The sequence below is a fragment of the Ramlibacter sp. PS3R-8 genome (assembly GCF_037572435.1).
In the GTDB taxonomy this organism is placed as follows: domain Bacteria; phylum Pseudomonadota; class Gammaproteobacteria; order Burkholderiales; family Burkholderiaceae_C; genus Ramlibacter.
Genome location: NZ_JBBHGT010000001.1, coordinates 413066 through 427012, shown reverse-complemented (window position 1 = coordinate 427012; position 13947 = coordinate 413066). Strand labels below are relative to the sequence as shown.

At 67.4% G+C, this 13947-nt stretch carries 11 protein-coding genes; 4 read left to right on the top strand and 7 right to left on the bottom strand.

What is annotated here, in order from left to right:
* Positions 1 to 21 precede the first annotated feature (21 nt).
* The 3 genes from WG902_RS01990 to WG902_RS01980 form a co-directional block, all read right to left on the bottom strand.
* Positions 22 to 2892, bottom strand: a complete 2871-nt coding sequence (locus tag WG902_RS01990) for a 2-oxoglutarate dehydrogenase E1 component (protein WP_340058218.1) — start codon at positions 2890 to 2892, stop codon at positions 22 to 24.
* A gap of 176 nt (positions 2893 to 3068) precedes the next feature.
* Complete coding sequence (locus tag WG902_RS01985) at positions 3069 to 4958, bottom strand: propionate--CoA ligase (protein WP_340058217.1); 1890 nt, start codon at positions 4956 to 4958, stop codon at positions 3069 to 3071.
* A gap of 17 nt (positions 4959 to 4975) precedes the next feature.
* Positions 4976 to 5584 carry an isochorismatase family protein gene (locus tag WG902_RS01980; protein ID WP_340058216.1) on the bottom strand — a complete coding sequence of 203 codons (609 nt, stop codon included), beginning with the start codon at positions 5582 to 5584 and terminating at the stop codon, positions 4976 to 4978.
* 92 nt (positions 5585 to 5676) lie between these two features.
* Between WG902_RS01980 and WG902_RS01975 the strand changes: the two genes are divergently transcribed.
* Entirely contained in the window at positions 5677 to 6771 is a 1095-nt protein-coding gene (locus tag WG902_RS01975; RefSeq protein ID WP_340058215.1) for an ATP-binding response regulator, read from the top strand.
* 22 nt (positions 6772 to 6793) lie between these two features.
* Positions 6794 to 7444, top strand: coding sequence for a response regulator transcription factor (locus WG902_RS01970; protein WP_340058214.1), 651 nt, complete (start codon positions 6794 to 6796; stop codon positions 7442 to 7444).
* Positions 7445 to 7455: 11 nt separating this feature from the next.
* On the opposite strand, the gene WG902_RS01965 is transcribed toward WG902_RS01970, so the two are convergent.
* A complete protein-coding gene (locus tag WG902_RS01965; protein ID WP_340058213.1) occupies positions 7456 to 8586 on the bottom strand; it encodes a PQQ-dependent sugar dehydrogenase in 1131 nt (376 codons plus the stop codon).
* A 136-nt stretch (positions 8587 to 8722) separates the two neighbouring features.
* Here WG902_RS01965 and WG902_RS01960 point away from each other — a divergent pair, with 136 nt between their 5' ends.
* Entirely contained in the window at positions 8723 to 9310 is a 588-nt protein-coding gene (locus tag WG902_RS01960) for a C40 family peptidase (RefSeq protein WP_340058212.1), read from the top strand.
* Between the two features lie 5 nt (positions 9311 to 9315).
* Complete coding sequence (locus tag WG902_RS01955) at positions 9316 to 9822, top strand: pilin (protein WP_340058211.1); 507 nt, start codon at positions 9316 to 9318, stop codon at positions 9820 to 9822.
* 16 nt (positions 9823 to 9838) lie between these two features.
* On the opposite strand, the gene lpdA is transcribed toward WG902_RS01955, so the two are convergent.
* From lpdA to aceF, 3 genes are read right to left on the bottom strand one after another with little or no spacing between them, the layout of a single operon-like run.
* The gene (gene lpdA / locus WG902_RS01950) at positions 9839 to 11644 is read right to left on the bottom strand and encodes a dihydrolipoyl dehydrogenase (RefSeq protein WP_340058209.1); all 1806 of its coding nucleotides are present in this window, start codon (positions 11642 to 11644) and stop codon (positions 9839 to 9841) included.
* The gene (locus WG902_RS01945; RefSeq protein ID WP_340058208.1) at positions 11641 to 12231 is read right to left on the bottom strand and encodes an MFS transporter; all 591 of its coding nucleotides are present in this window, start codon (positions 12229 to 12231) and stop codon (positions 11641 to 11643) included. The genes lpdA and WG902_RS01945 overlap by 4 nt, the downstream gene beginning before the upstream one ends.
* Positions 12232 to 12244: 13 nt before the next feature.
* Positions 12245 to 13945, bottom strand: coding sequence for a dihydrolipoyllysine-residue acetyltransferase (gene aceF / locus WG902_RS01940; RefSeq protein ID WP_340058207.1), 1701 nt, complete (start codon positions 13943 to 13945; stop codon positions 12245 to 12247).
* Between the last annotated feature and the right edge of the window lie 2 nt (positions 13946 to 13947).

Below are 13947 nucleotides of genomic sequence, written 5' to 3'. Positions count from 1 at the left end.
CGCAACGCGTCGGAAATATCGCTATTTGGAAAGAATGAAGCCCTTCAGCTTCGCAAACGCCGCATCGACCAGCGCCTTCTGCTGCTCGGCATGCAGATGCGAGTAACCGACGGCGGGGGACGCGGAGGCGGCGCGGCCCGCATACCCCAGCTTCTGCCCTTCGTTCATGTTCTCGTGGATGTTGTGCTGGATGAAGAACCACGCCCCCTGGTTCTGGGGCTCGTCCTGGCACCACACCAGGTCGGTGGCGTTCGGGTACTTCTTCAGCTCCGCTGCGAAAGCCTTGTGCGGGAAGGGATAGAGCTGCTCGACGCGGATGATCGCCACGTCGTCGCTGTCCTTCTCCTCGCGCTTCTTGGCCAGGTCGTAGTAGACCTTGCCCGAGCACACCACGACGCGCCTGACCTTGTCGCCCTTGAGCTCCTTCTGGTCCGGGATGACCGTCTGGAAGGCGCCCTTGGTGAACTCGGACAGCGGCGAGGTCGCGTCCTTGTTCCGCAGCAGCGACTTGGGCGTCATGATGATCAGGGGCTTGCGCAGGCTGCGGATCATCTGGCGGCGCAGCAGGTGGAAGATCTGGCTGGCCGTGGTCGGCTGGCAGACCTGCATGTTGGTGTCGGCCGACAGCTGCATGAAGCGCTCCAGGCGCGCCGAGCTGTGCTCCGGCCCCTGCCCTTCATAGCCGTGCGGCAGCATCAGCGTGATGCCGTTGACGCGGCCCCACTTCACTTCGCCGGAGGCGATGAACTGGTCGATGACGACCTGCGCTCCATTGGCGAAGTCGCCGAACTGCGCTTCCCAGATCACCAGCGTGTGCGGGTCGTTGGAGGCGTAGCCGTACTCGAAGCCGAGCACCGCCTCTTCCGACAGGATCGAGTCGATGCAGACGAAGGGCGCCTGGTTCTCGGCCACGTGCTCCAGGGGGATATAGGTGCCCACGTCCCACTTCTCGCGGTTCTGGTCGTGCAGCACGGCGTGGCGGTGCACGAACGTGCCCCGTCCCACGTCCTCGCCGGACAGGCGCACCGGATAGCCCGACGCGACGAGCGAGGCATAGGCCATGTGCTCGCCCATGCCCCAGTCGACGTTGACGTCGCCCCGGCCCATGGCGGCGCGGTCTTCCAGCACCTTCTTCACCAGCGGATGCACGGTGAAGTTCTCCGGCACCGTGGTGATGCGCTCGGCCAGGCGCTTCCACTCGGCCAGCGGAATGGCGGTGTCGGCGGCATCGGTCCACTTGCGTCCCAGGAAGGGCGCCCAGTCGACGGCGTACTTGCTCTTGAAGTTGGACAGCACCGGATCCACCGTGTGCTTGCCCTGGTCCATGGCGGCGCGGTAGGCCTTGGCCATGTCGTCGCCCAGCGTGTCGCCCATGCCCTGCGCGGACAGCTTGTCGGCGTACAGGCGGCGCGTGCCCGGGTGGGCGGCGATCTTCTTGTACATCAGCGGCTGGGTCAGGGACGGCGTGTCCTGCTCGTTGTGGCCCAGCTTGCGGAAGCAGACGATGTCGATGACGACGTCCTTGTTGAACTCCATCCGGTATTCGAGCGCCAGCTGCGTCGCCAGCACCACGGCCTCCGGGTCGTCCCCGTTCACGTGCAGCACCGGCGCCTCGATCATCTTGACGATGTCGGTGCAGTACAGCGTGGAGCGGGCATCGCGCGGGTCCGATGTGGTGAAGCCGATCTGGTTGTTGATGACGATGTGCACCGTGCCGCCGGTGTAGTAGCCACGCGTTTCGGCCAGCGCCAGCGTCTCCTGCACCACGCCCTGGCCGGCGATGGCGGCGTCGCCGTGCACCAGCACCGGCAGCACCTGCGAGCCGCGCGCATCGGCGCGGCGGTCCATCCGCGCGCGCACGGAACCCTCGACCACCGGATTGACGATCTCCAGGTGCGAGGGATTGAAGGCCAGCGACAGGTGCACCGGGCCGCCGGGCGTGCTGACGTCGGAGCTGAAGCCCTGGTGGTACTTCACGTCGCCGGCGGGCAGGTCTTCCTGCGCCGTGTGGTCGAATTCGGCGAACAGGTCCTTGGGCATCTTGCCCAGGGTGTTGACCAGCACGTTCAGGCGGCCGCGGTGCGCCATGCCGATCACGATCTCCTGCACGCCCTTGGCGCCGGCCTGCTGGATCAGTTCGTCCATCGAGGCGATGAAGCTCTCGCCGCCTTCCAGCGAGAAGCGCTTCTGGCCGACGTACTTGGTGTGCAGGAACCGCTCCAGGCCCTCGGAGGCCGTCAGCCGGTCGAGGATGTGGCGCTTCTTCTCGGTGTTGAACTGCGGCTTGCTGCGGATCGACTCCAGCTTCTGCTGCCACCAGCGCTTGTGGCCCTGGTCGCTGATGTACATGTACTCCGCGCCGATCGTGCCGCAGTAGGTCTCGCGCAGCGCGTTGAGCAGCTCCCGCAGGGACATGCTGTCCTTGCCGAAGAAGGTGTTGCTGGTGTTGAACACCGCTTCCTGGTCGGCGGCGCTGAAGCCGTAGAACGCCGGGTCGAGCTCCGGGATGTTCTCGCGCTCGGTGCGCTTGAGCGGGTCGAGGTCGGCCCAGCGGCAGCCGACGTTGCGGTAGGCGGCGATGAGCTGCTGGACGGCGGTGCGCTTGCGGGCCAGCTCGAGGTCGGCGCCGGCGGCCACCACCACACGGGTGCCGCCTTCCTTGGCGCGCTGGGCGAAGGCGTTGATGACGGGCAGGTGAGGCACGTCCTTGGCGTTGCTGCCGTCCACCGCCGCGACGTGCTGGAGCGCGTCGAAATAGTCGCGCCAGTTGTCGGGCACGCTGCCGGGATTGGCGAGGTAGTTCTCGTACATCTCCTCGACATAGGGCGCGTTGCCGCCGAAGAGATAGGAATTGCCGTTGTAGGCCGTGTAGACGGAGCTTTGGTCGCTCATCGGTGCGCTACTTTCCGCTTCCCTGCAGGAAGCTAGAGCTGGTTTAAGAAACCTTCCGCGACACGGCTGGACCGGTTAGCGGATGCGACTGTGGGAGGAAGGCCCTGGTTGCGAACGAGATTGTGCCACCGAATCCGGGGGCCGTAGGTCGGGTTCGCGCAGCGACCCCGACAGCACTATTGCAACAGGTCCCGGATCTGCTGCAAAGCCGCCGGGTCCTCGATGGTGGTCAGGTCGCCCGGGTCGCGGCCCTCGCAGACGGCCTGGATGGCGCGGCGCAGCAGCTTGCCGCTGCGCGTCTTGGGCAGCAGGGTGACGAAGCGCACCCGGGCCGGGCGCGCCACCGAACCGAGCGTATCGTCCACCCGCTTCATCACTTCGCCTTCGAGCTTCAGCCGCGCCGCAGCGTCGGTCAGCAGCGAGGTGTCCCTGACCACCGCGAAGGCCATGGCGACCTGCCCTTTCAGGGCGTCGGCGACACCGACCACCGCGACTTCGGCGATGTTCGGGTGGCCGGAGATGCTCTCCTCGATCTCGCGCGTGCCCAGCCGGTGGCCCGCTACGTTGATGACGTCATCCGTGCGGCCCAGGATGTAGAAGTAGCCGTCGGCGTCGCGAATGCCCCAGTCGAAGGTGCTGTAGACCTGCTGGTTCGGGATGCTCGACCAGTAGGTCTGCACGTAGCGTTCGTCGTCCCGCCACACGGTCTGCATGAAGCCGGGCGGCGTCGGACCCTTGATCACCACCACGCCCTTCTCGCCCGCCTTCGTGAGTTCCTCGCCTGTGCCTTCGTGCACCAGCCGTACGTCGAATCCGTACATCGGCACGCCCGGGCTGCCGAACTTGCTGTCCTGCCGGTCGACTCCGTTGGCAATGGTCAGGATCGGCCAGCCGCTTTCCGTCTGCCAGTAGTTGTCGATGATCGGGACGCCCAGGCCGTCGCTGATCCAGCGGGCGGTGGGCTCGTCCAGGGGCTCGCCGGCCAGGAACAGCGCCTTCAGGCTGGCGAGGTCGTATTTCTTCAGGAACGCCGGGTCCTGCTTCTTCAGCACGCGCACCGCCGTCGGCGCGCTGAACATGCCGGTCACCTGGTACTTCTCCACCAGGCTCCACCAGACGCCGGCGTCCGGACGGATCGGCAGGCCCTCGTACAGGATGGTCGCCATGCCCGCGATCAGCGGCCCGTAGACGATGTAGCTGTGGCCCACCACCCAGCCGATGTCGCTGGTGGAGAAAAAGGTCTCGCCCGGCTCGCCGAGGAAGATGTGCTTCATGCTCGCCGCCAGCGCCACGGCGTAGCCGCCCACATCGCGCTGCACGCCCTTGGGCCGGCCCGTGGTGCCGCTGGTGTAGATGGTGTAGCTGGTGTCCGTGGCATCCAGCCACTCGCACGCCACCTGGTCATGCCGGTGGCGGTCCGCCAGGGTCGCCCAGTCCTGGTCACGCCCGGCCACCTTGTCCATGGGCGCGAGGCCGCGATCGACCAGCAGGACCGACTGCGGCTTGTGCTTCGACAGCCGGATCGCTTCGTCCAGCAGCGGCTTGTAGGCGATGACCTTGCCGGCGCGCGATCCGGCGTCGGCGCTGACCACCACGCCGGGGGTGAAGTCCTCGATGCGGGAGGCCAGCGACACCGACGCGAAGCCGCCGAACACCACCGAGTGGATGGCGCCCAGCCGGGCGCAGGCGAGCATGGCGAACACCGCCTCCGCGATCATCGGCATGTAGATCAGGACCCGGCCGCCCCGCCCGACGCCCAGCGAGCGCAGCACCGCGGCCATCCGCTGCACCTCGTGGTGCAGTTCGCGGAAGTTGTAGACCCGCTCTGCCCCGGTCTCGGTGGAAACGTAGATCAGCGCCGGCTGGTCGGCGCGCGCGGCGAGGTGGCGGTCCACGGCGTTGTGGCACAGGTTGGTCGTGCCGCCCGCGAACCAGCGGTAGAACGGCGGCCGGCTGGCATCGCACACCTGCCGCGGCGCCTCGCGCCAGTCGATCAGCCCCGCCTGCTCGGCCCAGAAGGCGTCGCGGTCTTCCAGGGAGCGGCGGTAGAACTCGGCATAGCCCATCGGATGATCTCCTCGGCCTATTTGACGATGTCCAGCACGTCCCTGAAACGGGGATGTCCCGCATCCTTGAGCCATTCGAAAGCCACCATCTCGGTGGTGACCAGTTCCGCGCCCGCTGCCGCGAGCCGGTCGAAGGCGGCGTCACGATTGCGTTCGCTGCGCGAGCTGCACGCGTCGGTGACCACCCAGACATCGAGCTCCTCCTCGATCAGCCCCAGGGCTGTCTGCATCAGGCACACGTGGGCTTCGCATCCCGCCAGCACGATGGTGTCACGCGATGCCGGTGCCGGCGCCGCCTTCTGCAGGTGCCTGGGCAGGCTGCGGGCATTGCCGCCGGCCGGCCCGGCCTTCGCGGCCGGACGCAACCGCGGCAACAGGACCTGCGAGCCGTCGAAAGCCATCTTGGACAGCAACCGGCCCGCCACGAAGGGCTGCAGCGATTCCACGGTCCCGCCGAGCCCGGACGGGTTTTCCTCGGTGGCCCACAGCGGCACCTGCAACAATTGCGCAACGCGCGCCAGCCGGATCGCGTTGGCGAGGACGCGTTCGCCCTCGTGGATGGCGGGCATGAGCTTGTGCTGGTAATCGACCAGCACGAGTTGCGATTCTTCGGCTTCCAGCAGCATGGGCATTCCTTTGCCCGCCATTATTCCCCCCCATTAGGGAACTGCCCTCATGCGACGGCGGGACACGAAGATACACTCTGCGACCGATACCCATGCCCAGCCGTGCCGTCAGTGATTCCTCCCCCGTCCGGCTGCTTTGCGTTGAGGACAACCCCGACGACGTGGAGCTGATGGGCATCGCGCTGGAACGCGCGGATCCCCATCGCCGCTACGAACTGCAACGGGTCGACAACGCCGCCAGCTTCGTGGCCGCCCTCGATGGCGACTGGGACGTGATCCTGTGCGACTTCAACCTGCCGCGCTTCTCGCCGTATGCGGCCTTGCAGATCCTGGTCACGCGCCGCTCCAGCCTGCCGCTGATCGTGCTGACCCGCGCGATCGGCGAGGAAGCCGCCGTGCACGTGTTGCGTTGCGGCGCCAAGGACTACCTCACCAAGGACAAGCTGGGCACGCTGCCGCAGATCATCGGGCGGGTGCTCGAGGAACGCCGGCGCCAGCGCGAAAAGGAGCGGCTGGACGCCGAACTGCAGGGCGCCTATGCGCGGCTGAAGGAGCTGTCGGCGCGCTTCGTGCTGGCGCAGGAGCGCGAGCGCTCGATGATTTCACGGGAGCTGCACGACCAGCTCGGGCAGACGCTGACGGCGGTCGTGATCCACCTCCATGCGGCGGAGCGCGCCCCGGAGCGCGAGGTCGCGCGCAAGCACGGCGCCACGGCCGCGGAGCTGGCCGGCGGCGCGCTGCAGCAGTTGAAGACGCTGTCGTTCTCGCTGCGGCCGGCTCAGCTCGACCTGCTGGGGCTGGTCCCCGCGGTGCAATCGGCCATGCAGCGCATCGCGGAGCCGGCCGGGCTGGCCATCGAGCTCACCACGCGCGGCAAGGAGCCCAAGACACTGGAGGAAAATGCTGCCGTCGCCGTGCGCCTGGTGCAGGAGGCCCTGACCAACACCGTGCGGCATGCGGGGGCGACGCAGGTGCGCGTGCGGCTTCGCTTCCTGCCGCGCGGTCGCATCAGCGTGCTGATCGTCGACGACGGCGCCGGCTTCGACAAGGCGGCCATTCTCAACGGCCGGCAGAGCGAGAGAAACATCGGTCTCTACGGCATGATCGAACGCACGGAACTCGCCGGCGGCACGCTGCACATTCGCACGCGGCAGGGGCGGGGCGTGGCTATCCGCGCCGTGCTATGACAACTAGAATCACAAGGCTTTCATGATCCAGAACATCAACCCGCCCTTCCCCATCCAGGTGGTGCTGGCGGACGACCACGACCTGGTGCGATCGGGCATCAAGGCGCTGTTGTCCACGGTGGAGGGCGTGCAGGTGATCGCGGAAGCCCGCAACGGTACCGAACTGCTCGCCTTGCTCGACTCGGTGAAGCCGGACGTCGTGATGACCGACATTTCCATGCCCGGCATGGACGGCATCACCGCCATCGCCGAGATCCACACCCGGCATCCCCAGGTGAAGGTGCTGGTGCTCTCGATGTACGACACGGTGGACTTCGTCAAGCGCGCCGTCGCCAACGGCGCCTGCGGCTACCTGATGAAGGACGCCCCGCCATTCGAGCTGGAACAGGCCCTGCGCAGCGTGATGGCCACCGGCAGTTATTTCAGCGCCGCCGTGGCGCAGCGCCTGCTGCAGCCCTCCGAACCCACGGTCGACGATGAACTGACGCAACGCCAGGTGGAGATCCTCACGCTCATCGCGCAGGGCAAGTCCGCCAAGGAGATCGCCTTCGAACTCGGCCTGAGCCCCAAGACCGTGGACGTGCACCGCGCCCGCATCATGGAGCGCCTGCGCCTGAACGACATCGCGTCGCTCACGCGGTACGCGGTGCGCAAGGGCCTCATCAAGGCGTAGTCAGGCTTCGTTCAAGGCAGCACCCGCACCAGCTTGCCGTCGCTCGCATCCGTCAGCAGGTACAGCAGGCCATCGGGGCCTTGCCGCACGTCGCGCACGCGCCCGATCCCTTCCAGCAGCTTGTGCTCGCGCAGCACCTTGCCGCCGCCGAGTTCGATGCGGTCCAGGTAGCCGAACTTGAGCGAGCCGACGAACAGGTTGCCGCGCAGCGCCGGTCCATAGCGGTCGCTCGTGAGGAAGGCCATGCCGGAGGGCGCGATCGAAGGCACCCAGTAGTGCAGCGGCTGCTCCATGCCCGCCTTCTGCGTGCCCTCGCCCATCTTGCCGCCGCCGTAGTTCTCGCCATGCGTGATGACCGGCCAGCCGTAATTGCGGCCCGGTTGCGCCAGGTTGATCTCGTCGCCGCCCTGCGGCCCGTGCTCGATCACCCACAACGCGCCATCCGGGCCGAGGCTGGCCGCCTGGGCGTTGCGGTGACCGTAGCTCCAGGTTTCCGGCAGCGCGCCGGCGCGTCCGACGAAGGGGTTGTCCTTCGGCACCCCGCCGTCCTTTTGCACCCGCACGACCTTGCCGTGGTGCGTGTCGAGCCCCTGGGCGTCGTCGCGCCGCGAATTGCGCTCGCCCAGGGCCAGGAACAGCGTGCCGTCGCGGGCCTCCACGATGCGGCAGCCGAAGTGCATCCGGCTCTCCACCTTGGGTTTGGCGCTGAAGATGACCTGGACGTCCTGCAGCGAACGCTGGTCGTCGGCCAGCCGGGCCCGGGCCATCGCCGTGCTGTTGCCGCCGGCGCCGGGCTCGGAATAGCAGAAATACAAGGTGCGGTTGGTCGCGAAGCCGGAATCCAGCACCACGTCCAGCAAGCCGCCCTGCCCGCCTGCAGCGACTCGCGGCACCCCCGCCAGAGGCTCAGACATCCGCCCTTGCGGGTCGACCACCCGCATGCGGCCGGGCCGCTCCGTGACCAGGAACCGGCCCTCCGGGAGAAAGGCCACCGCCCACGGGTTTTCGAGGCCCGTGGCGATCGTCTGCGCCCGCAACGGCTGGGCCTGCGCCCCAAGAGCCGCCAAACCTGTGAAAATGACCGCGACGGATGCCAGCGAGCCCCAGAGCCTGCGGCGAATGAATCGGGAGTGGCCTTGCATGGTGGCGACCATTGTTGCCTGAACGCGCGGACCACGGGGCCACGCGGTTTTGTGCAGCATTCCCGATACAAATCAAGAACTTGGAATGCATTGTTCACTTGACTCCCGGCTCAACCGGAGACTACTCTCCAGCTTCATGAGCCGATGGCTGAGCTTGATCTTCGTGCTGGCCGCTGCCAGCGCACAAGCATCGCCGTCCTCCGCGGAGGACGACGTCGGACGCTTCATGGCCGAAAAACGCCTGGTCGACCGGCTGGAGGAAGCCCGCCAGGTGATGGGCGAGCGCGTCACGGAACGCGCCAGCCAGGTGGCCCACCGGGCCTCCGAACTGGTGGTCACGGCGATGGGATTCCTGGGCGTGCCCTATCGGCGCGGCGGCAACTCCGTGGACGGCGGCGGTTTCGACTGCAGCGGCTTCGTGAAGGCGATCTACGAGCAGACCGTCGGCCTGGTGCTGCCCCGCCGCGCGAACGAGCAGGCGGCCGCCACCCTGGCCATCGAGCGGCGCGAGCTGCAACCGGGCGACCTGGTGTTCTTCAACACCCTGCGGCGCACCTTCAGCCATGTGGGCATCTATATCGGCGACAACAAGTTCATCCACGCCCCCAAGCCGGGCGCCCAGGTGCGCGTCGAGGACATGGACGTGAGCTACTGGGCCAGCCGGTTCGATGGCGCGCGCCGGGTCGTCACCCGGCAGGAGCCCGCGGCTCCGCGCACGCCCTGAGGCAATTGCGCGATTCCCGCATGGGCCGCGCCAGGCCGCTGCGCCGGCGGGGCTTCACCCTGATCGAACTGCTGGTCACCCTGTCGGTGGTCACGATCCTCATGCTGGCGGCGCTCCCCAGCTTCATCGACAAGACCGTGCGCGCCCAGGTCGCGGAGGCGCTGCCCCTCGGTGAGCTCGGCAAGCCGCCGGTGCAGGCTGCCTGGCTGGCGTCGACGCCGCTGCCGGCGGACAACGCGGCAGCAGGCCTGCCGCCGCCCGAGAAGATCGTCAACGAACGCGTGCAGTCGGTCACCCTGGAAAACGGCGCCATCCACATCGCCTTCGGCAACCGCGCGCACAAGACGCTGCAAGGCAAGGTGCTGACGCTGCGGCCGGCCGGCGTGGACGAGGCCCGCGTCGTGCCGCTGGCATGGCTGTGCGGCCGGGCGCCCGCGCCGGACAAGATGATCGCGTTGGGGCAGGACCGCACCACCGTACCGGTGGGGATGCTGCCCGTGCGCTGCCGCTAGCAGCGCCGCGCAGCGTTCACTTGCGCGCCGGCGGGACGTCGGTGCAGGTGCCGTGGGCGATCTCGGCGGCCATGCCGATGCTTTCGCCCAGCGTCGGGTGCGGATGGATCGTCTTGCCGATGTCGATCTCGTCCGCGCCCATCTCGATGGCCAGCGCCACCTCGCCGATCATGTCGCCGGCATGCGTGCCGACGATGCCGCCGCCGACGATGCGGTGCGTCTGCGCGTCGAACAGCAGCTTGGTGAAGCCCTCGTCGCGGGTATTGGCGATTGCCCGGCCGGAGGCCGTCCAGGGGAAGTGGCCCTTCTTGATGGCGATGCCTTCCGCCTTGGCCTGGTCTTCGGTGAGGCCCACCCACGCGACCTCGGGGTCCGTGTAGGCGACGCTGGGGATCACGCGGGCGTTGAACGTGCTCTTCTCGCCGGCGGCGGCTTCCGCGGCGACGTGGCCCTCGTGCACCGCCTTGTGCGCCAGCATCGGCTGGCCGACGACGTCGCCGATGGCGAAGATGTGCGGCACGTTGGTGCGCATCTGGATGTCCACCGGGATGAAGCCGCGGTCCGTGACGGTGACGCCCGCCTTGTCCGCGCCGATCTTCTTGCCGTTGGGGCTGCGGCCCACGGCCTGCAGCACCAGGTCGTACAGCTGCGGCTCCTTGGGCGCCTGTTCGCCCTCGAATCGCACCAGGATGCCGTCCTTGGTCGCCTCCGCGCCGACGGTCTTGGTCTTCAACATGATGTTGTCGAAGCGCGGCGTGTTCATCTTCTGCCACACGCGCACCAGGTCGCGGTCCGCGCCCTGCATCAGGCCGTCGAGCATTTCCACCACGTCGAGCCGCGCGCCGAGCGTGGAGTACACCGTGCCCATTTCCAGGCCGATGATGCCGCCGCCGAGGATCAGCATGCGCTTCGGCTCGGTCGCCAGGTCGAGCGCGCCGGTGGAGTCCACCACCCGCGGGTCCTGCGGCATGAACGGCAGGCGCACGGCCTGCGAGCCGGCGGCGATGATGGCGTTGCGAAAGCGGATGACCTGCTTCTTGCCCGTGGTCTCGGCGCCGGTGCCCGTCGTTTCCTGCACCTCGAGGTGGTGGGCATCGAGGAAGCTGCCGTTGCCGCGCACCACCGTCACCTTGCGCATCTTCGCCATGGCCGCCAGGCCGCCGGTGAGCTTGCCGACCACCTTGTCCTTGTGCGCCTTGAGCATGCCGCGGTCGATGGTCGGCTTGCCGAAGCTGATGCCCAGCTTGTCCATGTGGCTCGCCTCGTCGATCACGGCGGCCACGTGCAGCAGGGCCTTCGACGGGATGCAGCCGACGTTGAGGCACACCCCGCCGAGCGTGGCGTAGCGCTCGACGATCACCGTCTTCATGCCGATGTCGGCGGCGCGGAAAGCGGCGGAGTAGCCGCCGGGCCCGGCGCCCAGGACGAGCATGTCGCATTCGAGGTCGACGCCGCCGCTATAGCTCCCCGCAGGGATGGGCGCGCCACCGCCCTCACCCCGGCCCTCTCCCGCTGGGGCGGGAGAGGGGGTTTTCTTCTCTCCCTGGGGAGAGGGTTGGGGTGAGGGGCTGGCCGCGGCGCCGCTGACTTCGACCGTCAACAGCACCGTTCCCTCCGCCACCTTGTCCCCCACCTTCACCCGCAATTCCTTCACCACCCCCGCATGGGTGGAAGGAATTTCCATGGAGGCCTTGTCGCTTTCCACGGTCACCAGGGACTGTTCGAGCTTGACGGTGTCGCCGGGCTTCACCAGCACCTCGATCACGGACACGCTCTCGAAGTCCCCGATGTCGGGAACCTTCACTTCCGTCGCGGCGGTCATTTTTGTTCTTTCGCTTTCACCGTGAAGAGGTCGCACGGCAGCGCCGAGTTGCGGTCGAACTCGCAACCGGCGTCGATGCCCGCTTCCGCCACTTCCTTCGCGGTTTTCGCCTTGGCGTAGGCGGCATGCATCGCACCCAGCGCAAAGCTGCGGCCGGACCCGATGCCCCAGAATTCCTTGAACTCGAACACCTCGCGGTAGCTGTACAGCCCGTAGATGCCGCTCGGATTGGCGATCACCACGCTGAACTGGCTGGACTCGTACGGATCGCTGTCCTCTTCCTTCGTCTGCAGGAAGAAGTTGTCCTTCAGGTACGGGTGCAGCTTGGTGAACGTGTCGAAGACATCGTCCTTGCTGCTCAGGCGCAGGATCTCGCGCGGCATCGAACCCATCGCCTTGCGCAGCACCGGGAAGTGGGCCACCGTCCCGGCCATGCCGATGAAGCTGGTGCCCTCGTCGGTCTCCACCTTGAAGATCTTGGTGTTGTTCTCGAAACGGTGCGCCAGGCGGGTGTCGCCGAAGGTGACCAGGGTATCGGCCGCGATGGCGATCTGCCCCGCTTTCTTCACCACCACTACAGTTGTCATCGACTTTTTGTTCTTAGAGAAGGACGCGACGGAAGTCCGCCAGGATCTGCCCCAGGTAGGCGTTGAAGCGCGCCGCCGACGCGCCGTCGATCACCCGGTGATCCCACGACAGCGACAGAGGCAGCATCAGCCGCGGCTGGAACTGCTTGCCATCCCACACCGGTTCGGTCTGGGACCTGCACACGCCAAGGATAGCGACTTCCGGCGCGTTGATGATGGGCGTGAAGTACCGGCCGCCGATACCGCCGAGTGACGAAATAGTGAAAGTGGCGCCCGACATTTCGGCAGGGCTGAGCTTGCCGTCGCGCGCCTTCTTCGCCAGCTCGCCCATTTCCTGGCTGATCGCGAGCACGCCCTTCTTGTCGGCATCCCGGATCACCGGCACCACCAGCCCGTTGGGCGTGTCCGCCGCGAAGCCGATGTGGTAGTAGCCCTTGACCACCAGGTCCTCGCCGTCGAGCGAACTGTTGAAGTCGGGAAACTTCTTCAGCGCCGCGACGCAAGCCTTGATCAGGAAGCCCAGCATCGTCACCTTGACGCCGGACTTCTCGTTCTCCTTGTTCGTGAGGACGCGGAAAGCTTCCAGCTCGGTGATGTCGGCGTCGTCATGGTTGGTGACGTGCGGGATCAGCACCCAGTTGCGGTGCAGGTTGGCCCCGCTGATCTTCTTGATGCGCGACAGCGGCTTGCGCTCGACGGGACCGAACTTCGTGAAGTCGACCTTCGGCCACGGCAGCAGGCCCAGCGCCTCGCCGCCCCCGCCGCCGGCCGGCGCCTTGGCCGCGGCAGCCTTGGTGCGCGCATCGCCCGCCATCACCGACTTGGTGAAGCCCTGCACGTCTTCCTGCGTGATCCGTCCTTTCGGGCCGGTGCCCTTGACTTCCTGCAGCGGCACGCCGAGTTCGCGCGCGAACTTGCGCACGGAAGGCGACGCGTGCGGCAGCGTGCCGGTGGGGGTGGCGGGTTCGTGCGGCGGGAGGGCGGCGGTGGGAGGCGTGCGGCTGCCCTCAACCCGGCCCTCTGCCGCTGCAGCGGGAGAGGGCGCAGGGGAAGCAACCGGACTTCCTCCCTCTCCCCTCGGGGGAGAGGGTTGGGGTGAGGGGCCGGCCGCGGCACTGCCCTGACCCTGCAACACCGCCAGCAGATCCCCGATATTGATCTTGTCGCCGACCTTCACCTTCAGTTCCTGCACCACGCCGGCCGCGGACGACGGGATCTCCATCGACGCCTTGTCCGACTCCACGGTCACCAGCGACTGCTCCGCCTTCACGGTGTCGCCCGGCTTGACGAGCAATTCGATGACGGCGACGTCCTTGAAGTCGCCGATGTCGGGGACCTTGATCTCGATCCTCTGGCTCCCTCCCCCACCGGGGGAGGGTTGGGGTGGGGGCGCTGGGGGCGCTTGGGGTGCCGGGGCCGCTGCAGCTTTCGACGGCGCCGCTGTCGCAGGGGCAGGGGAAGAAGATGCCGCAGCACCCTCCGCCTCCACCATCGCAATCACCGTCCCCTGCTTGACCTTGTCACCGATCCTGACCTTCAGCTCCTTCACCACGCCGGCGTGGCTGGAGGGGATTTCCATCGACGCCTTGTCGGACTCCACGGTCACCAGCGACTGCTCCGCCTTGAGCGTGTCGCCGGGCTTGACCAGCAGTTCGATGACGGCGACTTCCTCGAAGTCCCCGATGTCGGGGACCTTCACTTCGACGAGGGCCATGT